The organism is Mycobacterium sp. NGS39 (assembly GCF_059812765.1).
This window is the reverse complement of sequence record NZ_JCALDH010000009.1, coordinates 129,633-155,670: the sequence shown is the minus strand read 5'-3', so window position 1 is coordinate 155,670 and position 26,038 is coordinate 129,633. Positions and strand designations below refer to the sequence as shown.

24 protein-coding genes are annotated in these 26,038 nt (G+C 68.8%); 1 reads left to right on the top strand and 23 read right to left on the bottom strand.

Going from position 1 to position 26,038, the window contains the following annotated elements:
- Positions 1–9: 9 nt before the first annotated feature.
- From macS to AC5Y39_RS14515, 5 genes are all read right to left on the bottom strand, one after another.
- Entirely contained in the window at positions 10–1,152 is a 1,143-nt protein-coding gene (gene macS / locus AC5Y39_RS14535) for a MacS family sensor histidine kinase (protein ID WP_500017662.1), read from the bottom strand.
- Positions 1,153–1,202: 50 nt separating this feature from the next.
- Positions 1,203–1,940, bottom strand: a complete 738-nt coding sequence (locus AC5Y39_RS14530; protein ID WP_500017664.1) for a cutinase family protein — start codon at positions 1,938–1,940, stop codon at positions 1,203–1,205.
- A gap of 282 nt (positions 1,941–2,222) precedes the next feature.
- Positions 2,223–2,558: a GNAT family N-acetyltransferase gene (locus AC5Y39_RS14525; protein WP_500017666.1), complete on the bottom strand. Its 336-nt coding sequence runs from the start codon at positions 2,556–2,558 to the stop codon at positions 2,223–2,225.
- On the bottom strand, positions 2,533–3,537 hold the full coding sequence (locus AC5Y39_RS14520; RefSeq protein ID WP_500017668.1) for a pirin family protein: 1,005 nt from the start codon (positions 3,535–3,537) through the stop codon (positions 2,533–2,535). Before AC5Y39_RS14520 ends, AC5Y39_RS14525 begins: the two co-directional genes overlap by 26 nt.
- A gap of 21 nt (positions 3,538–3,558) precedes the next feature.
- Positions 3,559–3,969, bottom strand: coding sequence for an EVE domain-containing protein (locus AC5Y39_RS14515; RefSeq protein WP_500017670.1), 411 nt, complete (start codon positions 3,967–3,969; stop codon positions 3,559–3,561).
- A gap of 190 nt (positions 3,970–4,159) precedes the next feature.
- On the opposite strand from AC5Y39_RS14515, the gene AC5Y39_RS14510 reads away from it, so the two are divergent.
- Complete coding sequence (locus AC5Y39_RS14510; RefSeq protein ID WP_500017672.1) at positions 4,160–5,908, top strand: PE-PPE domain-containing protein; 1,749 nt, start codon at positions 4,160–4,162, stop codon at positions 5,906–5,908.
- A 12-nt stretch (positions 5,909–5,920) separates the two neighbouring features.
- Here the strand turns inward: AC5Y39_RS14510 and eccA are convergent, their stop codons facing one another.
- The 18 genes from eccA to AC5Y39_RS14420 form a co-directional block, all read right to left on the bottom strand.
- On the bottom strand, positions 5,921–7,672 hold the full coding sequence (gene eccA, locus AC5Y39_RS14505; RefSeq protein WP_500017674.1) for a type VII secretion AAA-ATPase EccA: 1,752 nt from the start codon (positions 7,670–7,672) through the stop codon (positions 5,921–5,923).
- 8 nt (positions 7,673–7,680) lie between these two features.
- Positions 7,681–9,318, bottom strand: a complete 1,638-nt coding sequence (eccE, locus tag AC5Y39_RS14500) for a type VII secretion protein EccE (protein WP_500017676.1) — start codon at positions 9,316–9,318, stop codon at positions 7,681–7,683.
- Positions 9,315–10,964 carry a S8 family serine peptidase gene (locus AC5Y39_RS14495; RefSeq protein WP_500017677.1) on the bottom strand — a complete coding sequence of 550 codons (1,650 nt, stop codon included), beginning with the start codon at positions 10,962–10,964 and terminating at the stop codon, positions 9,315–9,317. Before AC5Y39_RS14495 ends, eccE begins: the two co-directional genes overlap by 4 nt.
- A complete protein-coding gene (gene eccD / locus AC5Y39_RS14490; protein ID WP_500017679.1) occupies positions 10,964–12,481 on the bottom strand; it encodes a type VII secretion integral membrane protein EccD in 1,518 nt (505 codons plus the stop codon). The genes AC5Y39_RS14495 and eccD overlap by 1 nt, the downstream gene beginning before the upstream one ends.
- A gap of 19 nt (positions 12,482–12,500) precedes the next feature.
- On the bottom strand, positions 12,501–13,913 hold the full coding sequence (locus tag AC5Y39_RS14485) for a MinD/ParA family ATP-binding protein (RefSeq protein ID WP_500017681.1): 1,413 nt from the start codon (positions 13,911–13,913) through the stop codon (positions 12,501–12,503).
- Between the two features lie 29 nt (positions 13,914–13,942).
- Positions 13,943–15,430: a type VII secretion protein EccB gene (eccB, locus tag AC5Y39_RS14480; RefSeq protein WP_500017683.1), complete on the bottom strand. Its 1,488-nt coding sequence runs from the start codon at positions 15,428–15,430 to the stop codon at positions 13,943–13,945.
- A 43-nt stretch (positions 15,431–15,473) separates the two neighbouring features.
- Positions 15,474–16,337, bottom strand: coding sequence for an ESX secretion-associated protein EspG (locus tag AC5Y39_RS14475; RefSeq protein ID WP_500017685.1), 864 nt, complete (start codon positions 16,335–16,337; stop codon positions 15,474–15,476).
- A 78-nt stretch (positions 16,338–16,415) separates the two neighbouring features.
- Positions 16,416–16,709, bottom strand: a complete 294-nt coding sequence (locus tag AC5Y39_RS14470) for a WXG100 family type VII secretion target (RefSeq protein ID WP_499912499.1) — start codon at positions 16,707–16,709, stop codon at positions 16,416–16,418.
- An 18-nt stretch (positions 16,710–16,727) separates the two neighbouring features.
- Entirely contained in the window at positions 16,728–17,045 is a 318-nt protein-coding gene (locus tag AC5Y39_RS14465) for a type VII secretion target (RefSeq protein ID WP_499912497.1), read from the bottom strand.
- An 81-nt stretch (positions 17,046–17,126) separates the two neighbouring features.
- The gene (locus AC5Y39_RS14460; protein WP_500048234.1) at positions 17,127–18,338 is read right to left on the bottom strand and encodes a PPE domain-containing protein; all 1,212 of its coding nucleotides are present in this window, start codon (positions 18,336–18,338) and stop codon (positions 17,127–17,129) included.
- Positions 18,339–18,346: 8 nt separating this feature from the next.
- Positions 18,347–18,646 (bottom strand): PE domain-containing protein, encoded by a 300-nt coding sequence (locus AC5Y39_RS14455; protein ID WP_500017689.1) that lies wholly within the window; start codon positions 18,644–18,646, stop codon positions 18,347–18,349.
- 113 nt (positions 18,647–18,759) lie between these two features.
- A complete protein-coding gene (gene eccCb / locus AC5Y39_RS14450) occupies positions 18,760–21,681 on the bottom strand; it encodes a type VII secretion protein EccCb (RefSeq protein WP_500017691.1) in 2,922 nt (973 codons plus the stop codon).
- A complete protein-coding gene (locus AC5Y39_RS14445) occupies positions 21,678–22,835 on the bottom strand; it encodes a hypothetical protein (protein WP_500017693.1) in 1,158 nt (385 codons plus the stop codon). Before AC5Y39_RS14445 ends, eccCb begins: the two co-directional genes overlap by 4 nt.
- Positions 22,836–22,857: 22 nt before the next feature.
- The gene (locus tag AC5Y39_RS14440) at positions 22,858–23,157 is read right to left on the bottom strand and encodes a hypothetical protein (protein WP_500017695.1); all 300 of its coding nucleotides are present in this window, start codon (positions 23,155–23,157) and stop codon (positions 22,858–22,860) included.
- Positions 23,154–24,608, bottom strand: coding sequence for a PPE domain-containing protein (locus tag AC5Y39_RS14435; RefSeq protein WP_500017697.1), 1,455 nt, complete (start codon positions 24,606–24,608; stop codon positions 23,154–23,156). The genes AC5Y39_RS14440 and AC5Y39_RS14435 overlap by 4 nt, the downstream gene beginning before the upstream one ends.
- 7 nt (positions 24,609–24,615) lie before the next feature.
- On the bottom strand, positions 24,616–24,891 hold the full coding sequence (locus tag AC5Y39_RS14430) for a DUF2694 family protein (protein WP_500017699.1): 276 nt from the start codon (positions 24,889–24,891) through the stop codon (positions 24,616–24,618).
- Entirely contained in the window at positions 24,888–25,190 is a 303-nt protein-coding gene (locus AC5Y39_RS14425; RefSeq protein ID WP_500017700.1) for a type VII secretion target, read from the bottom strand. The genes AC5Y39_RS14430 and AC5Y39_RS14425 overlap by 4 nt, the downstream gene beginning before the upstream one ends.
- A gap of 12 nt (positions 25,191–25,202) precedes the next feature.
- A complete protein-coding gene (locus AC5Y39_RS14420; RefSeq protein ID WP_500017702.1) occupies positions 25,203–26,036 on the bottom strand; it encodes a DUF4226 domain-containing protein in 834 nt (277 codons plus the stop codon).
- Positions 26,037–26,038 lie beyond the last annotated feature (2 nt).

Genomic DNA, 26,038 nt, shown 5'->3' with positions numbered 1-26,038 from the left:
GGCTCACGCTCAGTCACGGCGCGCCGCCTTCTTCGGCACGGTCAGCTCCCACTCCGTGCCGCAACCCGGGGCGGTGGTCAATTCGGCTCGGCCGCCCAGCGAATCCAGCCGCCCCACAATCGATTTGGTCACTCCGACATGGCCCTGCTCGGCCGCTTGTTCGAGTCGTCCTGCTGCAATACCCACGCCGTCGTCGCGGATGCTGACGGTGACGCGGTCACCGAGGTCCTCGAGCAGCACGTACGCGTGCGCGCCGGGTCCGGCGTGGGCGGCGACGTTGGCGAGCACGTTGGTGACGGCGGCGTCGAGCTCGTCGGCGACCGTGGCGTCCATCAGGACCGGGGTGGCGGGCAGGCTCAGCGACACCGCGTCTGATTCGTGACGTCGCAGCAGGCCGCCGACGTCCGTCGGCCCGTCGGCCGATGCGGCCGGCCCGGCGGTGGCAGCGCCGATCAGGCGGCGCAGCGCGCGCTCCTGCTCGCTGGCCAGTTGCGCCAATTCTGTTGCGGCGCCGCCGATTTCACGACCGCGTCTGGACACCAGGGCGAGCACTTGGATGACACCGTCGTGTACCTGTCGCGACAGCCGCTCACGTTCCTCGACGGCCGCCGACATTCGCGCCGCACGCTGCAACTGCGTATGGGCGCGCTCAGCAGTACGCGCGGCCATGCCGACGGCCAGTCCGACCGCCACCTCGATGACGATGGTCGCGTTGTGGCCCAGGTTGAGGCTGAAGTAGCCCTTCAAAAGTGCGTAGGCGGCCATCACCACCACGGCGGTCAGCATGCCGATCGCCGGACCGCGCAGAATCGCCGCGGAGATGGTTGCGTTGGTCGCCCACAACGTGGTGGGCCAGGACTGATTCTCGGCGACCCACTGCTCAGTTGCGACGAAGTGCGTAGACAGCATCAGCAGCACCACGACGACGATCTCGGCGACGACCCAGCTGGTGCGACGGCCGAAGCCACGCAGGTAAGCGACACCGCACGCCAGGCTCCAAGTCGCCAACACCGCGAACAACAGCCAGCCGACCGCCGGGTGTTTCAGATCCGAGTTGATCGCGATCTGAAAGCCCAGCGCATACAGGCAACTGAGCAACCGAAAGACTTGGGCGGCCCGCCACAACGGTGTGGTCGGGTCAGCAGCGCTCACGCCCCGAATCTAAGGCAGTCCGACGTCGGGTGGACGGCGCCACGAATCGTCTACCCGTGATTCTCCGGCGTCGGCGGTGCTTCGTTCGATCCGGTTGAGCGTAGGTGGCGGACGGTGAACTCCGCGGCTTGGTCCGCCATCCCGTTGAACGGATAGAGTCCGTGCGCGCCGTTATCGCTGCCCTGCGGTGCGCACACCGGATCCTCGGGAACACACAGCTCGATGGTCTTGGCCGTGTAAAGGCGGCCGATGGTAATCGGCGGCGCATCGCGATCGATGGTGTTCAAGAAACCGTTGGACGGCTTCCCGAACAACGCCACCGTTGCGACATGGTCAGCCACCGCTGGAGCCATGGGCCCCTTGATCCCGTCGGGCAAGTCGTAGCCCGTAGGCACCGCATCCGCGGTGATGTAGCCGGCCACCGCCGCGCCTTGGGAGTAGCCACCGAGCACCATCTGGGTGTTCGGGCAGCTCGTCGCCGTGTCGCGGACCTTGTTGCTGGCGTCGATCACACCGTCGGCCGCAGTCGCGAAGTCCAGCGAGGCCGGGTAGTTCACCGCATACACGTCAAGGGATCTATCGCCGAGCCGTGAGCGCAGCGCATCGACGAACGCCTGACCGGTGACCCCGACACCCGGCGGCTCGAACGTTCCCCGCGCGAAGACGACTTCGACATCCGGGCATGGCGCCGCTGATGCGGAAGGAATCGCGCCCGGCGCGCTCAGCAGCACCGAAAAGGCCACCAGAGCCAGCACACCCAGCAGACGCGCGACCACGTGCGTGTTCATCAAATGAAAAGACCGCTGCGCCTGAACCGATCCCCCAAGAGTCATTGCCCGCCCTCCAAGTCGCTCAAGTCAACTGCAGTGCACGGCGCTGCATGCCGCGTTCGAACGCCTACTTCGTTGTGGTCTTCGACCGGCCCCTCGGCTTGCATTGCCCCGATCGAAAGATGTCCGCCTCCCCGATACTAAACCTGTCTAACGAATACGGCGCGGGATGGGACGTCCGCGCACGGAGTAGCAACGGCATGGCACTGTGCGGAGGGTTTGCGCGATCCCCTGACCCGCTCAGCTGGCGTTACGCAGCCAGTCTTGGATGTCGGGTGTCGCCGGGTCGACGACGTCGCTGTATTCAGCATGCTTGTCGACGTACGCGGCGACGAGCTCGCACATCGGCACGATGCGAAGGCCCGCGTCTTTGGTGGCCTGTAACGCTTCGCCGACGACGATCGTGCCGAGTCCACGGCCTTCGAACTCGTCGTCGACTTCGGTGTGAACGAAGATCCGCTGACGATCGCGGTCCTTGAATTCGGTGAAGCCGACCGGCCGGCCCTCGACGCTGATGGTGAACCGATCGGGTTCTTGCGCCACTGTGGTCTCAGCGCCCGTTTTGTCGGTGGTCATCGGTTCCCTTTCTGGCCGGCGCAGGTCGTGGTCGAAGTCGCGTCGTGGGCAGGGGAGGAGCCGGCAATCGAGCGGGCGTGCCGGCGTAGCCCTCCACCACACCGAAGCGTTCGTCCTCGGATTCCCACAATTGGCGGTAAGAAACGACGTCCTCATGGCTGCGGCCGACGAAGTTCCACCACATCACAAGCTCTTCGGCGAACGGCGTACCACCCAGAAGCAGCACGCGCGCGGGTGCGCCTCCGGTGTTCTGGATGCTCAGCACGGTGTGCCCGGCGCCTTGGCAAGCCAGATCACCGGTGCCCAGCGGTACGCCCGCCACCGCCACGTCGCCTTGATCCAACAGCACGCCGTGCTCGAACGAGGGGTCGACGTGGAGGTCAGCCGCGGCGCCGGGACGAAGGTCGAGTTGGGCGCCGAGCAGCGGGGTGAATACCTCAACCGGCGACGCGATGCCGTGCACAGCGCCGACGAACACACGCGCGGTGAATCCGTCGAACGAAACCGGTTGGGGGACATAGTGGGCGAAGCCCCGAGCGGTGTGTCGGTGCGCCTCGGGCAGCGCGACCCACAGTTGCACGCCATGCAAAACCGTCGTCGCTGCCGTCGACACCTCCGAGTGACAGATTCCCGCCCCTGCCGTCATCAAGTTCAGCTCACCCGGCCGGACGAAAGCGTGCACTCCGCCGCTGTCGCGGTGCTCGATTTCGCCGCTGAAAAGCCAACTGACAGTTTGCAATTCCGTGTGCGGATGCGGTGGAACCACCATGCCGGGCGCATGTCGCACGTCATGAGGGCCGTAGTGGTCGGCGAAGCACCACGCCCCGACGAGCGAACGTTGGCGCTGCGGCAGCGTCCTGCGCACCCGCAATGCCCGAGGGCCGCCCAGCGGAACGTCGCGAGCGTGCAGCACCTCGACGCCGGCCTGCCCAGACGCCGCGCAGGTGGCCTCGACGGGCGCGGCGTCCAGGTTGCTCACGTCCGCGACGGTACGCCCGATTCAGCTCGTCATGGCCGTCCTGATGACCTCGAGATCGTGGTCGTCGATCTTGAAGACGCCGAAGCGAAATTTGTATCCCCACCGCTTCTTGTCCTCGATGAAATGCAGCTCGTCGATCAACGGCCGGATCGGTGCCTCGTGGGCGGGAAGGAAGTCGACGTTCCTGCGCCACAGGGCGTCCGGGGAGTCGTCGAGCCGATACGGCTCGTCGTCGACGATCTGCCCGATCGCGGTGAACGCTTGCAGCGGCTCGCCGCCATCCAAGGCAGTCTTCGGCGAATAGAAGACAAGGAAGTCGCCCTTGGCCATCCGCCGCAGCATGTGTGGCTTGCCGTGATTGGCCTGCGTGAAGCGCCCGCGCACGCCTAGCTCGACGTGATCGCGGCTAACGGTGCTGATCCAGTTCGTCATGGCGCTGACGGTAGGACCGGGGGGCGACACAACTGGCCACCGCGCGTGGAGCCGCGGCAACGGCTGTGGATGAAGTCGGCGTTGGGGACAGCACGAGCAGTTAGAACGCCCCTCCACCGCTTACTGGTGAAATGTGACAGCATGCTCCCCCGAGAGGAAGTCCGGCGCGCTTGCGATACGGAGGGCAATCATGCGCCACAAGTCCACCGAACGTCAGGCCGGAGGGGACCTGAGACGTCAGCGGGTGATGGTTCAGGTGCCGCAGTGGACAGCGGCGGCCCGCGCCCTCCTCGTCGCCGTGGCCTTCGTGTGCGCGGCGCTACTGGCCTTGACGCCGTCGTTCCTCAATGTGCGGCTGCTGACCAACGCACTGATCATGGACGGCACAACCTTTCCCGTACCGAGCCGGGGATTCATGGCATCGGCGATCCGCGACTTCATCGCTCCAACCGTGCCCGATGCCGACGGGTACACGCCAGTTGCGGTATGGACACCAGAAGAGATCCTCGGCATCAACCACTCCGTCGACGTCGGTGTCGACTCGCTATTGGACGCCATGGCCGGCCAGAAGGGGCCGTTCGTGGTTTTCGGGTATTCACAGAGCACTGTCGTGTCGATGAAGGTGAAGGCCGAACTCGCGGCTCGCCAGGCGCGCGGTGAGCAGGTTCCCGATGTCACCTTCGTGGGAATCGGTATGGGCAACCGACCCAATGGCGGTATCGCGGAACGGTTTTCAGGCGTGACTATCCCGTTCTTCGACTTCACCTTCAACGGCGCCGCACCCACCGACACCGGTTTCAAAACCATCGACATCGCCCGCCAGTACGACGGTTTGGCTGACACACCGCAGTTCCCGCTCGACCTGGTGTCGACGGCCAACGCGATACTGGGCGTGGTGTTCGTGCATGCCCTCTACGGCGAAGAGGTCAGCCTGGATCCGTCCAGCCCGAAGTACGTGCCCGGCACGGTCGTTCAGCAATACGGCGACACCACGTACTACTGGATTCCCACCACCGATCTGCCGCTGTTCGATCCGCTGCGCTTGATCGGCGTGCCCGAAAAGCTCATCGACGTCGTCGAACCGTTCTTCAAAGTCTTGGTGGAGGCCGGCTACGACAGGTCCATTCCCTTCGGCGAACCGACACCGGCGCAACTGATTCCGGTGACCGACCCGGCGACACTGACCATTCAGCTGGCCAAGGCGGTGGTCGAGGGCGCCAACAACGCCGCCAAGATCGTGGGCGCGCAACTGCCTGGATACCAGGCACTCACCGATTCCCTCACGAAAGCCGAAACCCAATCGACGGCGACCATAGGCGCGCCATACCGCCAGCTCGTCACAGCCGTCAACGAGGCCTTCAACCCATTCCAGATCTTCGCGCAACTAAAAGGGCCACCGGCGAGGGCATTCGACGCAGTGGTCAACGGGCTGGGCATACCGGCCGCGTTGAACAGCATCATCGAGCCGGCCCTCTTCTCATTGACCGCATGGGCCGAAGACAACATCCTGTTCCCGCAAGGCCAGCCGAATGGACTGAACGCCGCGGTGATTCAGTTGCTGCGGCGGGTGGCGCCCAATCTGGGCACCACAGGCACCACAGCAGCCGATGCCGACACGAATGACGCCGCAACGAGGTCTGACCAGCAGGCCCGTTCGACGTCGAACGTCGCCACCACACGTCAATCCCTGCGACCGCTGCCGCGAGCATCGTCGGCGCCGCGCGACACCACCCCGTCGACACTGCACCGGCCGTCACGCACGGCCGATACCGAAAAGTCAAGGGCTGCAACAGGACCCACCGTAGGTGAGCCGGCATCTCGTCAGCAGGCCACCAAACCGCAGCGGCCGTCGCGCACACACCGATCCACCGATGCCTCGGGGACGGGGACGACGGCGACCGGCCGAACCGGCGCCAAGAACAACGACGCCGCTAGCTGATGCGGGTCGGACCTACTGTGTCGCCAGCGCGGCGGCGATGGCGCGGCGCATGTCGTCGTCGTTGACGATCAAATCGTCGTTGGAGGCCTGCGCCAGCAGGTGCGGCGGTGTGGTGGACAGCCGACGGGCGCGTTCGTGTTTGCAGTGGATCACGACCTTGCGCGCGAACCGGCCATTGCCCGCCGTGTCCAGCGCCGTGCCGTGATCGATCGGGGTGTTGCGCAGCCGCGTCGCCTCCGCCTCGAGCAGTGGCCATGCGCTGTCGGCGATCGAGATCTTCTCCTTGCGGGCGATGTGCTGGCCGATCTGAACGATCTCCTCGGGGGTGTAGCTTTCGAAGCTCAACGTCAGGTGGAAGCGTGATGCCAGACCGGGATTGGTCTTCATGAACCGGCGCATCTCCTTGGGGTATCCGGCGACGATCACCACCAGACGGTCCCGGTAATCTTCCATGTACTTCAGCAGCGTGTTGATGGCGTCCTTGCCGAAGGAGTGGCCTTCGTGTTCCGGCGCGAGTCGGTAGGCCTCGTCGATGAAAAGCACTCCGCCCAAAGCAGATTCGCAGACTTCCTTCATCCGCGCGGCGGTCTGCGAGATGTACCCGACGACCAGGTCCTCTTCGGTGACCTCGACGACGGTGGGCCGCTCGATCTTGCCGAGGCCGAACAGGAACTCGGCTGCGATCCGCGCGAACGACGTCTTCGCGGTCCCGGGCGGACCCTCCAGCACCATGTGATTCTCATGCGTGGTCGACGTCTCCTCACCGCGGGCGGCCAGGATCTGGTCGATCTGAATCTCGGTGCGCCACACGGTGATCTGCTCCTTGGGGCCGGCCAGCCCGATGAGCTCGTCGAGCTTGGCCTGTGCGGCGGCCAGCGCGTTCTCCTTCTGGTCGGCCAGCGCGGCAGCCGCCCGTTCCTCGCGGCTGGTCTCCGTATCGGGATCCCAGGGATCGGTGCGGGTGGCAATGGTTTCGGCATCAGTGACCACCAGCCGGTAACCGGGATTCGCCAGCGCCTGCCGAGCGGCGTCCAGCAGCACACCGTTGGCGGTCGCCTGCTCGAAGCTGATTCGTGCGTCGTCTTCCTGCCCCAGCTCGCGCAAGCACCAGCCCTTAGTCAGGGCTGCGTCGGCGGCGATGTACTGGTTGCCAGTTGAAACTGCGGCGGCGCGGTCGAGCGCGGTCTGGAACTGACCGAGGCTGGCTGCGGCGGAGGCGGCCAGGGTATCGACCGCGGCCGTCAGATCGGCGATGACGTGCGTGGCGTGCGCCGGCGGCGACTTCGCCGTCGCGACAAGGACATCCGGCCACCGCTTCGCGATGTGATACGCGGCCGCGGTGACGAACTGACACCACTGCGCGGCCATCGCGTCACCGGTGACCACCGGATCCTCCAGCACCTTCATCGCGGTTGCGAAATCGCGCTCGGCTATCAACGCTGTCGCATATGCCAGCGCGATCGTCGCGCGGGACCACACCGGCATCGTCACGTACAGTGGCGCGTCGATCCGAGCGTGCAGGTCCCCGTCGACGAGCCCGATTCGGCGCGTTTCGCGGTACAGCGACCGGGAATTCTCGTGCGCGCCGCGCAGCACCGCGATATCAAGGTCACCGCATGCCAGTCGGCCCAACCAGGCATCCGACATCGCGGGCTGCGCCGCGGTGATCGAGCGGAACGCGCTGAGCGCGGCAGCGGTGTTGCCTGCTTTGTAACTTTCGATCGCGGCGTCGAACGCGCGGCGCTGATCGTTCGGCGATGTCATAGCGGTCCTCAGAGTGCCATCTCGTCGACGGGCTGGCCCAGGAAGGGTTGTTCGGCCTTGAAGGTTGCGATGTGCACGTCGGCGCTGAACGCCGCGGTGGTGATCCGTACCATCGACGGCGACGTCTGGGTGAACGAAATATCCGCGGCCGCTTGGTGTTCCGAATCGTCCAGGCTGATCACGGTTGACGCCAGCCCCGCGGGCGGCGGGCCGGCGGCGCGGTCGCTGACGATGATCGACGGCACGAACTCGGGCGGGTGGCTGCGGTCGACGAGGGCGATCAGCGGTTGCTCGAGCGTGGTCCAGCGACGGGGGTTGTCGGTGTAGATGGCGATCCGTTCGCCGACTGCGGCAGCGCGCACCAGCAACTGACGGGTGTATGCCGCCGACGTCTTCATGCTGATGCGGGTGGATTGGTCGGGATCCGTCAGCGCCATCAGCAGCAAGTCGCCGCGCAAGGTGGTGCCCACCAACACGCCCGACGACCCGATGGGAATGTCGAGGCCTTCTTTGTCCAATGGCCGCGCGGGTAGCCGGTCGAACCTGCGCGCGGCGGGCACGCAGCGCACCGCAGCCGGTCCTTGTTCGCCCGGCAGCGTATTGAGGTAGAGCGTGGGCGGATTCGCCGGCGGCTGCGGGTCGGACAGCCGCACCATCGCCGACACCCAGGCGCGCCCGTCGGTGCGGCTGCGCTTCTTGGTCAACGACACGGTTTGCACCACCGCGTCGGAATGCAGCGCCCACATCTGGTTCAACGCGTTGGTGGTGATGTCCTCGGCCGAGAAATAGTACGAACTCAAGAACCCCGGATGCTGCCGGATCGTTCTCCAGGCCTCCGTGGGTGTGGCACGCCGTGCGGCCGAAACCGGCTCGGCATCAACGCTTTCCAGCACCTGAGCGGGCGTGACCAAGCCAGCGCCGAGTTCGGTCATCGCGGCGTCGAGATCCTTTGCCGTCAATGCGCTGGCACGAACTTCGCGCTGCAGCAGCGCGTTGACGATCCGCTCGGTAGCCGCCGCCGCGGCCGCTCCGACCGACGCGCGATACCGCAGCCCATTGCTCGACCGTGCCATGTCCAGACGCACCACCAGCCACGTGGTCCGCTGCCCGGCAGCGGGCCGGTCCGCCAGAAGCGTGCTGTACAGCGGCGGGTAGCCGATGCCGCGCCGCACCCGCACCCCGCTGGCCACGATGTCGATACCCGCCAACCGGATGCCGCCCGGCTGATCGAGCAGCGCGGTGAGCGCATCCAGCGGCAGCAGGTTGGGCGTCAGCGCGGTCGCCGAGCCGGTGAGGACGGTCGGCGAATACGCCTGCCCGGAGACCGCGACCATGGTGATCGCCTCGCCGCCGTCGATCCGCACTCCGTACAGCTGCGAGCCGTGCGGGATGTCCACCGCCGCGGGCACCACCACTGGGCCGCGCCGCCGTCGTCGCCAAAATCGCAGCAGCGCAACCAGCCAGCCCACCGCACTGCGCCGATGCACCGTCACCAGCAGAGCCGCGATGGCGATCACGGCGATCACCGCAACGGGCCACCACGGGCCTCGGGTGGGAGGGAACAGCGCGAGTCCGGCCAGCACGACGACCTCAGCGCCGATCACCGCGGGGATGGTAAGGGCCACCCCGATGGTCCGCTCTCTCACGACTTCCTCCTGCGCAGCGCGGCCGCCCCGGTCACCCCGGCCACGATTGCGACGACCACGGCGGCGCCGATCAGCGCGGTGTGGCGCGGCCGCAGATCCGGTGCCGGCGCGGGCGGTGGAACCCGCAGGAACGAGGTGAGCCGTTCGGGGGGCTTCGGATCGCCGAGGGGGACGTCGAAGGTGAGCGCCGCGACGGGGTCGATCACGCCGTAGCCGACGGTGTTGTCGACGCCGCGGGGCGGGTTGTGCGCGGTCGCGGTGATGCGGCGAATGATCTGGTGCGCTGTGAGTTGCGGATACTTGGCACGTACCAGCGCGGCCACCCCGCTGGTGTAGGCAGCCGCAAAGCTGGTGCCCCAGAACGGATTCGCCTTACCCGGCTCACGGGCGGGCAGCGCGTTGACGGGTGCGCCGTCCAGGCTCGACAATCCCATGATCTGCAGCCCTGGCGCCGCCACCCCCACCCACGGCCCGGCGATGCTCTTGGGCAGCGGCTGACCGTCCGGGGCCACCGCGCCGACAGCCAGCACGTAGTCGGAGAACCAGGCGGGCGTGACGATCGTCGTCACCTCGTGCCAGTCGCGTGGATCGTCGGGACGCAGCGGATCGAACACCGGGTTCTGCCCGCAGGAGTTCTCTTCGCCCACATTGCCGGCTGCCGCGACGATCACCACGTCCTTCTCGACCGCGGCATATCGCACTGCCGCACCGAGCGCGGCCTGGTCGATCGGCGCGGCCGCATTGATGCATGCCGTCACCGAGATGTTCATGACGTCCACGCCCAAGTTCGCCAGGTGCACGATCGCGCGCGCCAATGTCGCGATGTCGCCAGCCTTTTCGCGCCGCTCGCCTTCGTCGCCGGCAGACGGCTTGGCCGGACCGAACGCCGCCGACGATTGGCGCACGGAGATCAGCGCCGCGTCCGGAGCGACGCCGACGACACCGTCCGGACTGCCGGGCGGCGGAGGGGGCACCGGCTGGTCGCCGCCCTCGTCACCCGGCCCCGCAGCGGGGGCGTCGGGCGGTGGTGGCTCTTCGCCCGGTGGCGGCGGTGGCGGTGGAGGAGGTGGCGCAGTGACGGTCACCGTCGACGGTTTGGGTGGCGGTGGTGGGGGAGTGGTGGGAAACGGTGACGCCGGAGGTGGCGGTGGCGGTGGCGGCGGCGCCACGCCGGCCGGCATCGGCGGTGGTTTGGCCGCGGGATCCGACGGGTGGGCGGCGATGATCGACGCGACGATGGTGCCGTGCGAATCACAGTCCGTCAGACCCCCGTTGGCGAGCCCCATCACGTAGTCGCCACCTGCGGCCAGCGCGGGCAGTCGCGGGTTCGGTGTCACGCCGGTGTCGATGAGGCCGACGGTCACGCCGGCGCCGGTGGAGAACTTCCAGGCTTGCGGAATCGCAAGCATGACGTTTCCGGGCGCGGGCTGGGTGACATCTGGGACGGCGACGGTAAGTGGTGCCGCACAGGTGTTGTCCTGCTTCATCTCCTGGTCGGGGCCCGGGACACCGTCGGGAGGCAGCGCCCCGGGATCGATCGTCGGCGGATCGATCGCCACTGCCGCTGCCGGCATCAGCAGGTTGGCGGCCAGCAGCGCGACCGCGGCAGTGGCAGCTGCTGCTGCCCGAACCGATGCGCCGCACATCAGTGGTAGCGGATGTAGTGCAACAGGCCGACGGCCCACGCGGCGAACGGCACGATGAGCGCCAACAACACGTACTCGGTGTATTCGACGACCTTGCGCACCGGCGGTGAGAACACCCGCGGCGGCACCACGGTGGCAGCCAGCAGACCCGCGAGCGCAATGCCGATCGCCACGCCCGCGGCGACCAGTGCGGCAGTGGAATCGCTTGCCGCGGAATGGAATCCGTAGCGCGCGGCAGCACCGATCATTGCGGCGGTGGCGGCCAGCACCAGGATGATGGCATGCCGGCGGTCGCGAAAAGCCCTGGCGCGCAAGATCAGAATCATGCCGACCGTACCGACGACCACCAGCTGCGCCCACTGCTGGTCGGCGCCCGGTGTCACCGCGACGAGCGCTGACGGCACCGTGAGCGCGGCGATCCCCAGCAGCACGCCGGTCAGCACGGTGTTCGACCGCCGGGCGGCAGCCGCCACCTGTTCACCGGTCAGAGTGACGTCGGCGGGTGGCCCCGATTCGACAGGCGAGACGGTGTCTTCGGGCTGTCCGGCGGCGCGGGCGAAGATGTCTCGTCCGGTGATCGAGCCGAAGGTCTGGCGCGGCACCTTGGCGAGCCACAGCGCGACAGCCGGCGCCGCCGCCGTCGCGACGAGCACCGCGACCAGCATGCCGACCGCCAGCCGTGGTGCCGGGACCGCCCAATACATCCGGATGGCCGAGGCGGTGATCACCCCTGCTCCGCCGGTGATCACCGCGGCGACCGCGGCGAAGTAGCGACCCGTCAGCCGCGCGAGGAGCCAGGTGGCGGCGACTGCGGTGACCGCGGCCAAAAACGCGTGCGGAGCGCCCGGGTTTCCGCCCGGCGGAACCGTGGCAGCGGCCAGCGTGGCCAATGCGATCGCCGCCCACGCCGCGCCGTCGTTGACCACGCGCAGCGCGCCGAGCCGGGTGCCCAGCACCGCGACCCCGACGAGCACGAGCGCCACCCCCGCCAGCAGTGCAGGGACCAGGACGGAACTTTCGGATGCCCAGCGCAGCCGCCACAACAGCGCGCCGGCGACGGCGAGTGCGCCGCCCATGATCGCGACAGCCACCGCCATCGCGGTTTCGGCGCTGACCCGCACGAAGTGCTCCGAGGCGTACTGCGCCAGCGCGGTGGAGACGTTCTCGACCACCGGGCCGAACCGTTCGGCGGTGCCGGCGGGCGTGAGTACGAGGACCTCGCCGTCGACGATGTTGTGACCGGCCAGCGACACGTCCGACGCCAGCGCCGCCATCCCGGCCACCCGTGCGAATTCGTATGTCGCGCTGGGCAATTCGGGGGCGCCGCGGCCGCGCAGCACCTTGTTGATGGCGGCGACGGTGGGATCGATGAGGGTGGACAGCGGAGCCGCCGACGGCAGCACGAGGTCGATCTGATGCGAGTCGCCGGCCAGGATGGACACCCGGCACGACGGCGGAACGGCCGGCGGAGCAGCCGTCGGCGCCGCGGCGGTCGCGGGCGACTGGTACGTCGTCACCGCGGTCCCCTCGAAGCGGTCATCGCCTCTCCCGCGGCGCGTCCGTCGTCGCCGGGAAATGTTCTGCGATCGCGGCGGCGATCTCGACCATCTTGCGGCGGGTCTTCGGCGACATCTCCGTCGACACGTCGATGACTCCGCCGGGCCGCAGATGGGAGTCGTACGGCACCTCGATCACCACTTGGCCCCGGCTGGCGAACTGCTGCACCAGAATGTTGCGCGTGCGCTTGTCGGCGTGGCCGTCGGAGTCGTTGAGCACCACCACGGTGCGGTGCAGCAGCCCGGTCAGGCCGCGGTTGGCCAGCCACTCCATGGTCTGCCCGGCGGCGGCGGCGCCGTCCACCCACGGCGACGAGACCACGATCAGCGCGTCGAGGTCGCGCAGCACCTCCTGGGTGACGGGGCTGTCCATCGTCGAGCCGCAGTCGACGATCGAGATCGTGAAGTGCCGGTCCAGCCGCTGTGCGGCCTCTCGATAGACGGCCGGGTCGAGCACGCGGCGCCGCGCGGTGGACGCCTCGCCGGCGAGCACGAACAACCCGGCGGAGTTGTTGCCGACGCGGCTGCGGACGTCGGCGAACGTGTCGAGGTGGTCGTCGGCGGCGAGTTCCCAGTACGAGCCCGCGGCGTGCGGGTCGACGCGGCTGCCCAGCTTGCCGAATGCGGTGTCGGCGTCGATGGCGACCACCCGGTCGTCCTGGCGCAGCTCGGCCAGGATCGAGCCGACGCTGGCGGCGATCGTGGTCTTGCCGACGCCGCCCTTGCCCAGCACACCGATCTTGTAGTGCCCACGCAGCACCGAGCGAATCTTGGCTTCCAGCTCGGCCTGGCGCAGCTCGTCCGGCGACCGGCCCAGGTTCACCAGCCCGAACGTCGCCTTGTACACCGCCCGGCGCCAGCCCCGACCGGGCGGCGGCTTACGGGTCGGCACCAGTTCGCTGGTGCGGATGCTGTCCACGTAGGACCAGTTCGTCGGCGGGGTCGGTGGTTCCTGCCAGCGGGGCGCGGGCTGCTGCTGCCAGCCTGGGCCTGGCCGCTGACCCGGCGTCGCGGGCTCGCGTGCCGGCGGCCATCCCGACGGGCGTTCCGGCCGGCCCGGATTGAACATCCGGCCGGTTTCCGAGGAGGTGGGGCCGCCGGCTGTAGGCGGTTGCTGAGGTTGCCGGCTCGGCGGGGGATAGCTTGCCGGTCCGGTGCGGTAGTGCGCGCCTTGCGCCGCAGCGCCCGGCTCCGGCGGCGTCGGCCACTGCTGCGGCGGCGCGCCCTCGTACGGGCGAACACCCGGCTCCGGGGAGCGGGGCACTACCGGCTCGGGGCGGGTGCTCGGCTGCTCCGCGGCGTCGGGCGGGTCTTGCGCGGCGTGCGCGGGAGCGGGCTCGTCATCCGGCGGCGGCCCGAGATGCTCTTGGAGGAAGTCGTCACGTTCGGTCACGGCTGGATCGGTCTCCTTGTTCAAAATCGTTATTGGGGCTGGCCGAGCGGGGCCGCCTCCGCCGGCGCGGACACGGTGTCGTGCTGCGTCAGCGCGTCCGCTCGGGTAAGCGCCGGGCCAGCGGCGAACACGCGGATCAGCGGCCACGGCGCCTGCCGGGCCATGCCCGGGGTGATGCCCAGAGCTCGCAGCGACGCGTCGTCGAGCGAGATGCCGTACCGCGCCCCCTGGTCGCTGATCCACCACAGCGACTCGCGGGTGGTGGCTTCCGGCGCAGCGCTGGTGGTCATCACCAGGTTGGTGGCACCCGGCGCCATGTATACCTGATCGGCCTCGATGGACGCCGGGCCGCGGGCGTCTTTGACCAGCTGCAGCAGCCGCGAGTCGGCGCCCACCGGGATGGGCAGGCCCTTGCCGGACAGCACGGTGGTGACCGCGGAACGGTCCGTCGAGCCCTTGGACCACGCAACACAGGTGACCGGATTGGCCGCGGTGTCGACGAACGTCAGCCGGGTGGTGGGGTAATAGCCCACCGGCAGTGAGTTGACGACGGGCACGTGGGCGAGCTTGTCCGGTGCCACCACCAGCGGCAGCGGATTGCCGAACGAGTTGGCCGAGCGCAGCAGCGACGCCACGAACGGCGAGATCCGCTGCACCCCGTCGGTCAGCAGCACATAGAAGGTGTCTTCGCCGGTTTGCAGGTCGCGCACCGACAGCACTGACCCGACGACAGCGCCGGGTGCCAGGTTCCAGCCGCCCGGTGCGCCGGCGTTCGGGACCGTGGGCGTCGTGATCGGCTCAGTGGCCGGCAGCGCGTCGAACAATGCGTTGGATATCGAAACTGGTTGTGGCGCAGCGGAATCCAATCCGAGTGCGAGAGCAAGAGCCTTGTTCGACAGGTCGACTTGGGAACGGTGGCCGCCCCAGATGACATAGGTCGTGTCGTTGTGCGTGACGAGCACCGCCTTGGGGGCGGTCAGCTGCTGCGCCCGTTGTCCGACGGTCAGCGGGCCGCCGATCGCGGTCACAGTCGGCGGCGCAGAGGCCTTGCCCGAGGCCGCGGTGTCACAGATCGCCCACTGCGAGGCGTCGGAAGTGCGCAACGGCATCGCCATCGGCGCTCCGGCAATGCCTACCGTCGGACCCTGCGGGTAATTGGAGAGCTCGGTGGCTTTGACGAACGTCGGATTGGCGGCCTGCCCGGCGATCAACCGCGCGCTGGCCAGATTCAGCGCCGGATGAAGCCGCCCGTCGACGAGCACGAACACTGCTCCGGTGTCGCGGTCGGCCAGGATCGTCGACTTACCCACCTGCCCCGCCGGCTTGAACCACGAGAGCAGGAACATCAGCGCCACCCCGAGCAGCGCGAAGACGAAGCCGAGCAGCAGGGACGCGCGCTGGCGCTGCACCGGATCGAACTCCATGCGCACGCCGTGGTGTGACAGCGCGGCGGCGTTGCGGCGCTGCCAGAAGAAGTGCGCCGACACCTGCAGGCCGCTCGCCAGGTTCAACGCCATGTGTCAGTACCTTATCGTCGCTTGAGTCTTGGAAAACCGGAGGTCAAACCGGGTATGCGGTGGGCCGGGGCACTGAAAGCAGCCGAGCCAGGTCCTGCCGCAGCGACCCCGGTGTGGCCGGCCAGATGCTGGTCCAGCTCGACCCGTCGGGCGCGCTGGTGGTGCTCAGACTGAACCGCCCGCTGGCGGTGTCGTATACGCCGAGCACATCGGGGTGGATTGTGCGGGCCACTCCGTGGTCGATGACCGAGACCACCGCCATCGCGGATTCGTCCAACCGCAAACCAGCCACCAGCGCGGCCACCTGGTCTGGTGCCAGACCGAGGCGCGCCAGTGCGTTGGCGACCGCCCAGCGGTCACCGCCGCGAGCCGCTTCCATCGCCGCTTTGAGCGCATCAGTGGGCAAGTTGACCCCGTCGATGGCGGCCGGCGGGGCGTCGCCGAACGCATGCAGGACCGTGTCGGAAATCAAGCCAAGCTGCTCGTCGGGTGACGCGGTCTCGCCGACCGGGGCGAGCACGACCTCGTCGCCACTGCGGGCGATCATCGCCAGCCAGCGGCCGCGCCGGCACATCGACAGAGTCCGTTCCTGGATCGCTCCGTCGGAGTCCTCGGCTGGGCGGCGGATGGCGACGACGACTTCGCGTTCGGGCCGGCCGACCACCGCCATCCAGTCGCGCACCGCGTCGTCCACCCGGCCGTCGGCGCCGATGACGCCGGCTGCGACCAGGCTCGCGTACTCGGCGGTCTGCGTCAGCGGGCGCTCGCCGGCCACGGTCGCGACCGTCGGTCCGGAATCGACCGACGGAATGTACGGCCGCAACCGCAGCGTCACCGGCATGGTCTCCACGCCGAGCAGCGCCTGCAGCACCCAGATGCCGGCGGTGGTGGTGGTCAGATCAGCCATCGGTTCTCTCACATCAGACAGGGGAGGCCCTGCGGTGTCTCCGCGGCAGGGCCTCCCCTGGTCTAGGTTTGCTGAGGGTCAGAACCCGAACGACTGCGCCGCCGAGACGTCGGTAGCGACCATGTCCTCATGGGCGTTGCCGACCACCTGCGAGTGCCGCATGATGACCTCCTTGCCGGCGTCGATGCCGGAGTTGATCATCATCTGGGCCTGCTCGAAGGCGCCGCCACCGCGGGAGTCGAACACCGAGCGCACATGCGCCAGCACGTTCTGCGCCTGGCTGCGGACGTCCTCGAGCTGAGCGCTGGCCGTGGAGATGGACTGCACATAGTCCGGCAGCATCGCCGGGTTGTAGACGAACATTCCGTCCATGACTGAAACCCCTTCTGACTAAAGCGAATTCGCGACGCCGGCGATGGTGGACTGAGAGCTCTGTTCCTGATGCTCGTAGTTGTCGGCAGCTTGCCGCAGCGTGTTGATCAGCTCGCCCCATTGCGTGGTGAGCTTCATCTGAGCGTTGTGAATTTCTTCGGTAGTGGTGATGTTCGTGCTGGCCGCCATGCCGTACCAGCCTTGCGATGAATGCACGTCATGGGCGGCGTTGAGGTAGTTCTGCAGGGTGGCGTTGGCCTGGTCGCGCAGCTGCTCGAGCTGCTGGGCAGCGCTGCGCATCTGGTCGGGAGTGACGAGTAACTGCGAATCCGCCATCTATGTCTTCTTTCGGGTTTGTTTGCTGTCCGTCTGAGTCTAAGCCGCACGAAACGGTGGTCCGTGCACCAATTTCTTCGGTTATTCCCCCCTCCCCGCAGCGGGCGCGGTGGTCAGCTGGACCGTGCGCACCGGTTTGGCGTTCTCTTGGCTGCGGTCATCGCGCATCATGCCCGGCGCACCGTAGAGGCCGCCGGTTCCGCCGGCCATCGCCGGCTGTGCCGAGGAGGCAACCTCTGGGACTGCGGGTGTGGCCGCGGACCATCCGGTCGGCAGCTTCGGCGGCCCGGGAGCGTTGAAGCTGCTGGTCGGCCGCGTAAAGCTGGACATCACCGCGCTACTGCCCGACAGTCCGCTGCTGCCGGTGCGCGCGGCGGCGTCGGTGCCGGCCGCCACGGGAGCCACATCCGCGCCGGCCTTCTCCAGGGCTGCCATGTCTGCGGCGGAGCTGGCGTTCATGCCGCTGGTGAGAGGACCCAGCATGCCCATCGCCATCTGCGGGAACTGGCTGAGCATCTGGGGAAACTGGCCAAGCAACTGCGGTGCCTGGCTCGCCATCTGGGGCAGCTGGCTCAGCTGGCCGAGCATCTGCGGGGCGCTGGACAGCATCGATTGCGCCGCCTCGGCGGGCGCCGCGCCGGCTTGGGTGCCGCTGGCTGCCTCGTTGACGCCTTGCAGGCTGCTGTGCATGCTTGCGTTCACCGCGCCGTTGGCGGCGGCCTCCCCGACGGCGGCGGCCTGGGCGGCGGGTCCGGCCGGGTTCGCGGTCAACGGCGCAGGCGGCGGCGGAGTGGCCAGCGGCGCGAGGATTCCGGTGACGACGCCCTCGTAGGAGCCGGCGAGGCTGGCGTTTTGGACCCAGTACTCCTGATACTGACCCTCGAGTGCGACGGCCTCAGGCCAGCCGAAAATGCCGGCCGCCACGGCGGCGGCGAACTGCGCTCGGTTGGTCTCACAGGCCGGCACCGGGATCAGCGACGCACGCGTGGTGTGGTAGGCGTCCAGGATCGCCGCTGCCGCAGTGCCCGCCTGCTCGATCCATGCGGTCAGCGCCTCCAGCGCCGCGACGTAGGGCATTGCGGTGGCCACCATCGCGGTGCCGCCCAGACCTTCCCATCCGCTGGCTGCGGTGCCTGCCGCAGTCGCGCCCATGGTGGCACCTTCGGTGGTGAGCGTCGCCACGAGTTCCTGGTACGCCGCGATGGCTGCTGTCAGGCTGGCGCCGCCGTCCCCGCTGGTCACTTGCGCGGCGATGACCTCGGGCGGCATCGCGCCCCATTCAACCCCAGGCATGTAGCCGGTTAGCCGCCCAACGCAGCGGTGGCTGCGTTGATGCCCTCCACCGTCGAGTAGGTGGCGCCACTGCTGCCGATCGCCCCCGCGTACAGGCCACGCATCGCGATGTAGTCCGCGAGAATCGCCGTGGTCTCCGCGCCGCGGGCGTTGAGCACTGCGGCGGCCCGCACCGACACCGAGTCAGAACCCGGGGGCAGCACGGCCGAGATGGCGGGCGCGGCGGCGGCGCTGGCTGACGCCATGGTGGCGGTTCCGGCGGTTTCCGTCGACGCGGCGGCGCCCAACAGCGCTGGATCGACAAGCATGGATGTGTTTCCTCCCGACCGTCGTAACGTGACGAAATGATCCTAACCGGCCGTGAGACATGCCACAGCGCCAATATCGGCCCTGTGGAATTCTTCAGGCACGGTTTGCTGGGTCAAGACGTCGGCCCCGTGGGCAGTGCCGGCGGGTTGGTCCACGCGATCAGCGCGCCGGTGGTCGCTGATCGGGTGAAGTAGATCGCCTTGCCGGGACGCTGCGGCTCGGCGACCAGGTCGCCGACGATCTTGCCGGCGTCGCGGCGGCCGTCGAGGATCAGGGTCGGGGTGAGCGAAGCGCGCATCTTGCCCAGCAGCGAACTTCCGATCGCCACCTGGTTCCAGTTCGCCACCGCCGTGCCGGCGAGGATGTGTAGCCCGGTGTCGCGGGCCTGCTCGACGTGCATGGCCAGCGCAGCCAGCGGATTGTCCATCACCGGCCACAGCCCGGCGTCGTCGATCACGACGAAGATCTCCGGACCGGACCAGAACTTCTTCGTCATCATTTCTTCTTGTGTGGTGCCCGGCGGCGGCTGGCGGCTGTCCAATTCGGTGACCACTTTGCGGACCGCCTCCCGGATTGCGGTCTGCGTGTAGGCGTACTCGCCGAGGTGAGCGCCCTGCACGACCCCGAACAGCGTGCGTCGCGGGTCGAGGATCACCAGCCGCGCCTCATCGGGGGTGTACTGCGAGGTGATGGCGCGGCACAGGGTGCGCAGGAAATTGGTGCGTCCCGACCGCGGTGCCCCGACCGCAACAGCGTGCGGGTGGTCGTCGAGGTCGAGGTAGGCCGGACCGAGGTCGGTCTCTGACAGCCCGAACGCCAGCAGGCCGCGACGGGCAGGGCGGCCCGCCCGTCGTGCGACCTCTTCGTAGGGCACCGACTCCGGCAGCCGGCTCACGGTCGCGGCCTTGCGCACGCCGGAATGCGCGGCGACGACGGCGCCGACGGAGCGTGCGTCGACTCGTCCTTGCGGTTGCTCGGCCAGCTCCGGCACACCGATCAGCAGATGCATCCCGGCTTTGGTCAGGCCGCGGCCGGGGATGTTCTTGGGCACCTTGCGTGCCAGCACCCGGTCCATCTCGGAGTCGCCGGGATCGGTGAGCCGCAGTTCGATCCGCGCGGTGGCCAGCGGCTTCAGTGCCTGTTTGAAGCCCTGCAGGTAGCTGGTGTGCGAAACCACGATGTGCACGCCGTAGCTGAGCGCACGACCCAAAGCCACGATGTGGTCGACATATTGGGGGTATTCGGTGGCGAAGGTCGCCCAGCCGTCGATCACGAGCACGACGTCACCACCGGCTACCGGAACCGGCTGCGGCTGGGGCCCGAACTTGCGCCGCCGCACCTCGTCCATGTCCAAGCCGGTCTTGGCGAAAATGGCTTCGCGCTCGGCGACGATGCCCTGCACGGTCGCCAGAATGCGGCCGACGCCCTCGCGGTCCAGCGCCGGGGCCAAGCCCGCCACGTGCGGCAGGCCGGCGACCGCGGCCAGGCTCGGCCCGCCGGCCGCCACGCAGTAGAACTGCACCCGCTCCGGGCGGTACATCAGCGCGGCCGTCGTCATCATCGTCATCAGCGTGGTGGTGACGCCCGACTGCGGCGCACCGATCACCAGCCCGTTGGCGGTCAGCAGATCCAAGGTGTGCACGTCCTGGCGGTGCTGGCGCGGCCGGTACTCGATGCCGACCGGGAACGCCAGGCCGGCGTTGTCGCCGTAGTCGACGTCCCACGGCTTGCCTCGGTACAGCCGGACCAGTTCGTCGGCGGCGGCGGGCTTGTTCAAGGGCGGCAGCCACAGTTGCCGCGGCGGCCGCGCACCCGTGGCACGCAGTGACTCGACGATGGTGTCGACGAGCGTGGGCGGCAGCTCACCCGGGGCGGCGGGCAGCGGCGCCGGCTGGGGCTGTTCGGGTTCCTGGCCGTTGAGCGCGGGAGTGGCCAGCAGGCCGTCCTCGTCCTCGGCGACCGTGGCGGTGAACGGCCTCGGCGAAAACCACGTGCCGGCGGCGGCCTGCGGCGCGGGACCCGTCTCAGGCGGCGGCACGAACGGCGGCGAGCTGTAGAACGCGCGGAACTCACGCGGCGGGCGCTGCCCCTCACGCAGGTAACCCGTTCCCTCCCTGCCCTTTTCGGGAAGATGGGCCGCGATCGCCGAGCCGATGGCCTCCCGCGAGTCTTCCTCGGTGCCGGTCCGCAGCGCCATGAAGAAACCGATCAGGCTGCGGATCTTCTGCAGCCGGTGCACGTCGACGGTCTGGCCGGCCAGTTGCAGGAAGACATGCAGCGACCGGCCCTGACGCACGATCCGCCAACAGAGGTCGATGAACTTGCTGCCCAGCTCGCTGCCGAACAGCTCCTGGTATTCGTCGATGATGACCACCAACGCCGGCACCGGTTCCAGCGACGGGTCGATGAGCCGCTTCTCGTTGTAGACGTTGAGGTCTTTGCAGTTGGTGGCGGCGCACAACGCGCCGCGGCGGTCCAGCTCGCCCTCGAGTGCCTCGAGCATGCGCTCGACCAGGTGCATCTCGTCGCCGAGGTTGCTGACGCTGGCGACGACGTGCGGGAACCGTTCGAGCACGATGCCCGCCGACTTCATCTTCCAGTCCAGGAACGCGACATTGACGGTCTCGGGGGAATGGGTCAGCGCCAGCGACGTGACCTCGGTGATGATCGTCTCCGACTTGCCCGAGCCGGAGAACCCGATCAGCACCGAATGCATGCCCATGCCGTACTGCGAGGTCTCCTTGAGATCCAGCTCGACCACCTCGCCGGAGGGGTCCAAGCCGATCGGGAACCGCATCCACAGCCGGTTCTGCGTGCGTCGCGCCGACCACAGCCGGTCCACGTCGAGCTTGCGGGCGTCGCGAATTCCCAGCACTTCCAACAAGTCTCGTGCAGGGCCGTCAGACGTGACGACGGACGCCGACCCCACTGGGCGCCACGCCGACAGCGTGCGGGCGAACCGCTCCGCCTCGGCGATCGTCATCGTGTCGGCGACGGCGTAGAACGCGTCTTCGAGTTCATGAGGTGCGCTCACCGCAGCATCGCCCCTGCCCGTTTGCGCAGCACGCCGTCCGACAGCCGGTAGGTGCTGTCCGGGTCGAAGCCGACACCCGTCGTCGGCTCCGGAGCCAGCCGCACGAAGCAGACCCGGCCCACGCCGCGCTTGCCGGTGATGGCCGCCCAGTCGTCGGCCGCGCCGCAGTGGTCGTCGACGATCACCCACAGCGGCGGCGCCGACGGATCCGGTCCGCCGTGGAGGCCGGACGGCGGCGGCGTCCATTCCTTGCGGTCGAGCAGCTCGTCGCCGGCGAAGCCCTCGAGTTCGGCAGGCGAGGAGAACAGCAGCCGTCGCTCGCCGCAGCCGTCGCGGACGGCGGTGTGCTGGCAGTGCGGCAGCCACTTGATCCAGTCCCATCGCGACGGCGCCGACGAGACGACCATGATCTGCAGATCGGTGGGGCTGTGGAAGGCGGCGAGCTGGCAGATCATGGACCGAGCGACGCCGCGCACCGCTTCCATGTCGCCGACCAGCGACACCCCGGGCTGGCGTTCCAGCCAGACGACGCGGGCCATGTTGCGCACGTGGCGCTGCTCGATCAAGAACTTGCGCAGGGCGTGGCCCGTCGCCGGCTCGATCTTGGATGCGGCCGGGATCTGCGGGGTGTCGATGGTCATCGCCAGCGCCACGTTGCCGGTGCCGAGGCGGACGACGCCGAACTCCGGGTCGCCGGGGCGGCGTTCCCACATCCGGGGCGAGCCGGCCACGCTGACCAGCTGCGACGGCGGCCAATGGCTGTGCGCCCGGTGCGCCCACTGCTTGCGGGCCGCCTCGGTGACCTCGTCGCGGACCTCGTCGAGCCGGGCGAAGTATTCGCGGCGGTACTGCTCGAGCTGGCTCCAGGGCATGCGCTGGGCGGCGCCGCGCCCGCGGAACAGCATGCCGCCCATGCTCATCAGCATGATCAGCGGGAAGATCGCGAACCCGTTGGCCAGCGACCGCTGACCGGAGACGTACATCGCGACGATGAAGCCCACCACGCCGACGACCAGGCCGATCGGCAACACGATTCCCCAGATGCTGCGCGGAGGCGGCACAGGCGCGGCGATCGGCGCGTCGACGGCGATCTTGCCGCCGCCGGTCTCCGGTGCCGGCTCGCGGGGCGGAGGCACGAAGGGGCGCGTCGTCACCCGAGCCACCCTAGTGAGGACATCAGTAACTCTCCCGCCTGGATTTCTCGGCGACGATGTTGGCCTCTGCCAGCAGATTGTTGATCTTCTCCTCGAGCCCGAGGTGGGTCAGCCGGCTCGGAACCGATTCGTCGATGAAAAGAGTAAGCAACCTGCCGTCCGGACCCAGGGTGAGCCGGACGTCGCCGTCGGGGTCCGCGGCGGTGGTCCGCAACGCAGCCAGCCGATCCAGCACCGCGCTCAGTTGAGCAAACGTGGCCGCAAGTTCCGCCTGGCTGTAGCGGACCTTCGCGGCGTCGTCGAGATCGTCGAAGTCCGTCATCGCGCCTCGTCGTCGATCCTGCGTGCGGCCGTAAGGCGAGCTGCCGTGCACCGGCCGGTGACGGATTCGGTGTGCGGCGCCGCGGTCACCACGATCTTCTTGTCGGCGGGCACCTGACGTCGTTCGGTGTCGTTGGCCGCTTGCGGCGGCACCATACCCATCGGCATGCCCATCGGAGCCGCGGACGGCCCTGCGGCCGGGGTGGCAGTTGGCATCGCACTTGCTGGCGGCGTGGGGCGCGGCGCTGACGACGACGACGTGGACGGCGCGACGGGAGTCGTGTCGATGCCGCCAGCGGGTCTGGTCGCGCCGCTGAGGGCGGGACCGCCGGCTTTGGCTGTCGCGGCGGGGGCGGCGCCCGAATGCGTTGGCGGCGTCGACTTGCCGTTGAGCGGAGAGGCGGCCAGCCCGGACAGGCTCTGCGCAGCGGTCTGGGCGAGCTGCTGGGCGGTCTGCATCATTGTCTGGGGGAGGGCACCGGCTGACGACATCGCCCCACCGAGCAGTCCGCCGACGGCACCCAGCAGCCCGGGGATCATCTGCGGCAGCTGTGACGCCAACTGCCCGGCCTCTTCTGGCGTCACGCCGTCGTCGGGTCGGCTGGCCGTGGCGGCATCGGTGTCGCTGTGATACTGGGCCTGGGTGTTGAGCGCCTTCTGATTCAGCGCCCCCTGCTGGGCGATCAGCGACGACACCAGCGGCGTGTACCGACCGGGGAACCTGGCGTTGGCGTCCAGCGCTGCCTGCAGCTCCTCGTGGTTTGCCTGAAACTCCTGCGGCTGCGGAACATTCGCGGCCGCGTTGCGGTAGCTGTCCGCGTGACGTTGCGCCTGCTCGGCCAGTGCGGCGGCCCGGTCCGCGACGGTGGCCAGCCCCTCGGAGTGGGCGGCCAGGCGAGCGGTCGCCGCCGCGGTGCCCGCAGGGCTGGTCCACAGCTCCGGCAGTGTGCCGAGGACGTCGCGCACGACGCCTCGCGCGTCTTCGGCCGCTGCGGCCCGGGAGCGCCAGTTTTGCGCGAAAACCATTCCGGCAGAAGCGTTTCCGCCGTGCAGCTTGCGGGCCACCGTTTCTCCGTCGGTGTCGGTCGGCGGTGGCAGCGCTGTCCGGGTGTCGGCTGGCACGGTCGGCGCGGCGGCGAGGGAGGACGGGATCCCGACCGGCTGAGCGCGTGAAGTCGCACCGCTCAGCGCGGCTGCGTTAACGGTCTCCTGCTCGGTGAAGCCGGCGGCGACGTCCGCCAGGTGATCGGCGGTGGCGAGCAGGCCGGCGGCTTGGGACCTGATCGCCGACGCCAGAGCTTCTCCGGCCGCGTTGAGCCTGTCCGCGGCGGCGACCGACGTGTGATCGCCGGCCAGCGGAGGGTGTACTGCGACATCCGGCGCGCTCAGCGACGCCGCGGCATTGCGCAGCCGCTCAGCCGCAGCGACGAGCCCGGTTGAATCCACTTTCATCGTCGGTCTACAGCTCCCTCAGCCGACGTTCGGCAGCGGCCAGGTCCTGCTCGGTCGGCATGTCGTCGACCGGGATGGCGGCCCGCTGCAACTCGTCGCGCAGCACCAGCTGACCCTTCAGATATGCGACGTCGTTGCAGGCCATGATCCGCTCGGCGATGGTGTGGGCCGACAGCCGCATCGCCTCGGGTTCGATCTGCACCCCGAGGGTGTGGCCGGCGACGGCGACCCGGACGAACACGGTGTTGTCGGTCGTCGACGCGGTAAACGATTCGTCGCTCAAAATTGCAGCCTCGCTGCGTTGATTTGTTCTTGTTCAGTGAAGCGGTCGGCGGCTTCGCGGAGTTTGGCCGCAGCCGCTCGGTGGTCTGCCTCGTGCGCCGCGAACGCTGCGTCGCGGCGCGCCACGACGTCGGCGACGGCGGCTTTGAACGTGTGCATGATCGGCCCGTGGGTCGCGACGGACGCCAGGATGTCCGGGCCGGCCGCCCGCGCCGAGGCGATCTCGTCGGCGATGCCCTCATGCTGAGAAGCGATCTGCCGCAACGCATCCGGCGTGACGCGGATGCCCTGTTCTGCCATCGTCGTTGTCTCCTAGCTGGCGGCCGGGCGGGTCTGCGCCGGTGCGGGTTCCCCGGGCGGCGCGGCGTCGGGAGTCGGCGGTGCGTCCTCGTCATCGGTCTCCCGCTCGTCCTCGTCGTCGCGTGCCGGCGGTGCGTCGTTGTCTTGGTCTTGGTCTTGGTCTTCGATCTGGTCTTCGTCGTCTTTCGGGTGCGGCGCTTTCTCGTGCTCGTCGGCGGGCTGGTCCTCGGCCCGCCGCGGCGCTGATTCGTCGCCGCCGAGCTCCGCGAGCAGAGGCGCCAGCCCGGCAAGTGGCGACGTGGCCGCGCCCCGGCCGGGTGCCGTCGGCGCGGACGGCGGCGGTGCTTGCGGCAAACCGCCGAGCGAGGGCGGCGCCATGCTGGCTGCGGGCGTGGTTTGCGGCATCGGGGAGGGGCGAGCCGCAGATGCGGGCCGGGACTCACCGGCCACCGACTCAGCCCCCGACGTGTCGCCGCCGAGGTAGCCGTTTCCCAGCGCCCGCGCAAGCTCCGCCTGGTCTTGCGCGGTCAGGGCACCGTCGTCGACCACGCGCTGAATTTCAGCCACTTTGGCGCGCAGGAACATCAGGAACTGGCGTTCGCCGGCCGGGGTGTCCAGCGCATTGACCGGGTTGGCGATCGCCTCCACCAGCTGGGCCTGGATGTTCTGTAGCCGGGCGCGGCCGGCTTCGCTGGTCGCCTGGGCGGTCAATACCGCCTCGGCCAGTTGCGCCTCGGCGGTGTTGAGTCCCGAGAAGCGGCGGCGCAGCTCGTCGTGCAGGTCGGCGACGGCGTCAGCGGCACGGCCGCTGAGTTGCTCGTCGGTGCCGAATGCGGGCTGCGTCATGC

Coding starts and splice junctions, on each gene's coding strand:
- AC5Y39_RS14530 (WP_500017664.1), bottom strand. CDS start 1,940: ATGAACACGCACGTGGTCGCGCGTCTGCTGGGTGTGCTGGCTCTGGTG.
- AC5Y39_RS14525 (WP_500017666.1), bottom strand. CDS start 2,558: ATGACCACCGACAAAACGGGCGCTGAGACCACAGTGGCGCAAGAACCC.
- AC5Y39_RS14515 (WP_500017670.1), bottom strand. CDS start 3,969: ATGACGAACTGGATCAGCACCGTTAGCCGCGATCACGTCGAGCTAGGC.
- AC5Y39_RS14510 (WP_500017672.1), top strand. CDS start 4,160: ATGCGCCACAAGTCCACCGAACGTCAGGCCGGAGGGGACCTGAGACGT.
- eccA (WP_500017674.1), bottom strand. CDS start 7,672: ATGACATCGCCGAACGATCAGCGCCGCGCGTTCGACGCCGCGATCGAA.
- AC5Y39_RS14495 (WP_500017677.1), bottom strand. CDS start 10,964: ATGTGCGGCGCATCGGTTCGGGCAGCAGCAGCTGCCACTGCCGCGGTC.
- eccB (WP_500017683.1), bottom strand. CDS start 15,430: ATGGCGTTGAACCTGGCGAGCGGCCTGCAGGTGTCGGCGCACTTCTTC.
- AC5Y39_RS14475 (WP_500017685.1), bottom strand. CDS start 16,337: ATGGCTGATCTGACCACCACCACCGCCGGCATCTGGGTGCTGCAGGCG.
- AC5Y39_RS14470 (WP_499912499.1), bottom strand. CDS start 16,709: ATGGACGGAATGTTCGTCTACAACCCGGCGATGCTGCCGGACTATGTG.
- AC5Y39_RS14465 (WP_499912497.1), bottom strand. CDS start 17,045: ATGGCGGATTCGCAGTTACTCGTCACTCCCGACCAGATGCGCAGCGCT.
- AC5Y39_RS14460 (WP_500048234.1), bottom strand. CDS start 18,338: ATGCCTGGGGTTGAATGGGGCGCGATGCCGCCCGAGGTCATCGCCGCG.
- AC5Y39_RS14455 (WP_500017689.1), bottom strand. CDS start 18,646: ATGCTTGTCGATCCAGCGCTGTTGGGCGCCGCCGCGTCGACGGAAACC.
- AC5Y39_RS14440 (WP_500017695.1), bottom strand. CDS start 23,157: ATGACGGACTTCGACGATCTCGACGACGCCGCGAAGGTCCGCTACAGC.
- AC5Y39_RS14435 (WP_500017697.1), bottom strand. CDS start 24,608: ATGAAAGTGGATTCAACCGGGCTCGTCGCTGCGGCTGAGCGGCTGCGC.
- AC5Y39_RS14425 (WP_500017700.1), bottom strand. CDS start 25,190: ATGGCAGAACAGGGCATCCGCGTCACGCCGGATGCGTTGCGGCAGATC.
- AC5Y39_RS14420 (WP_500017702.1), bottom strand. CDS start 26,036: ATGACGCAGCCCGCATTCGGCACCGACGAGCAACTCAGCGGCCGTGCC.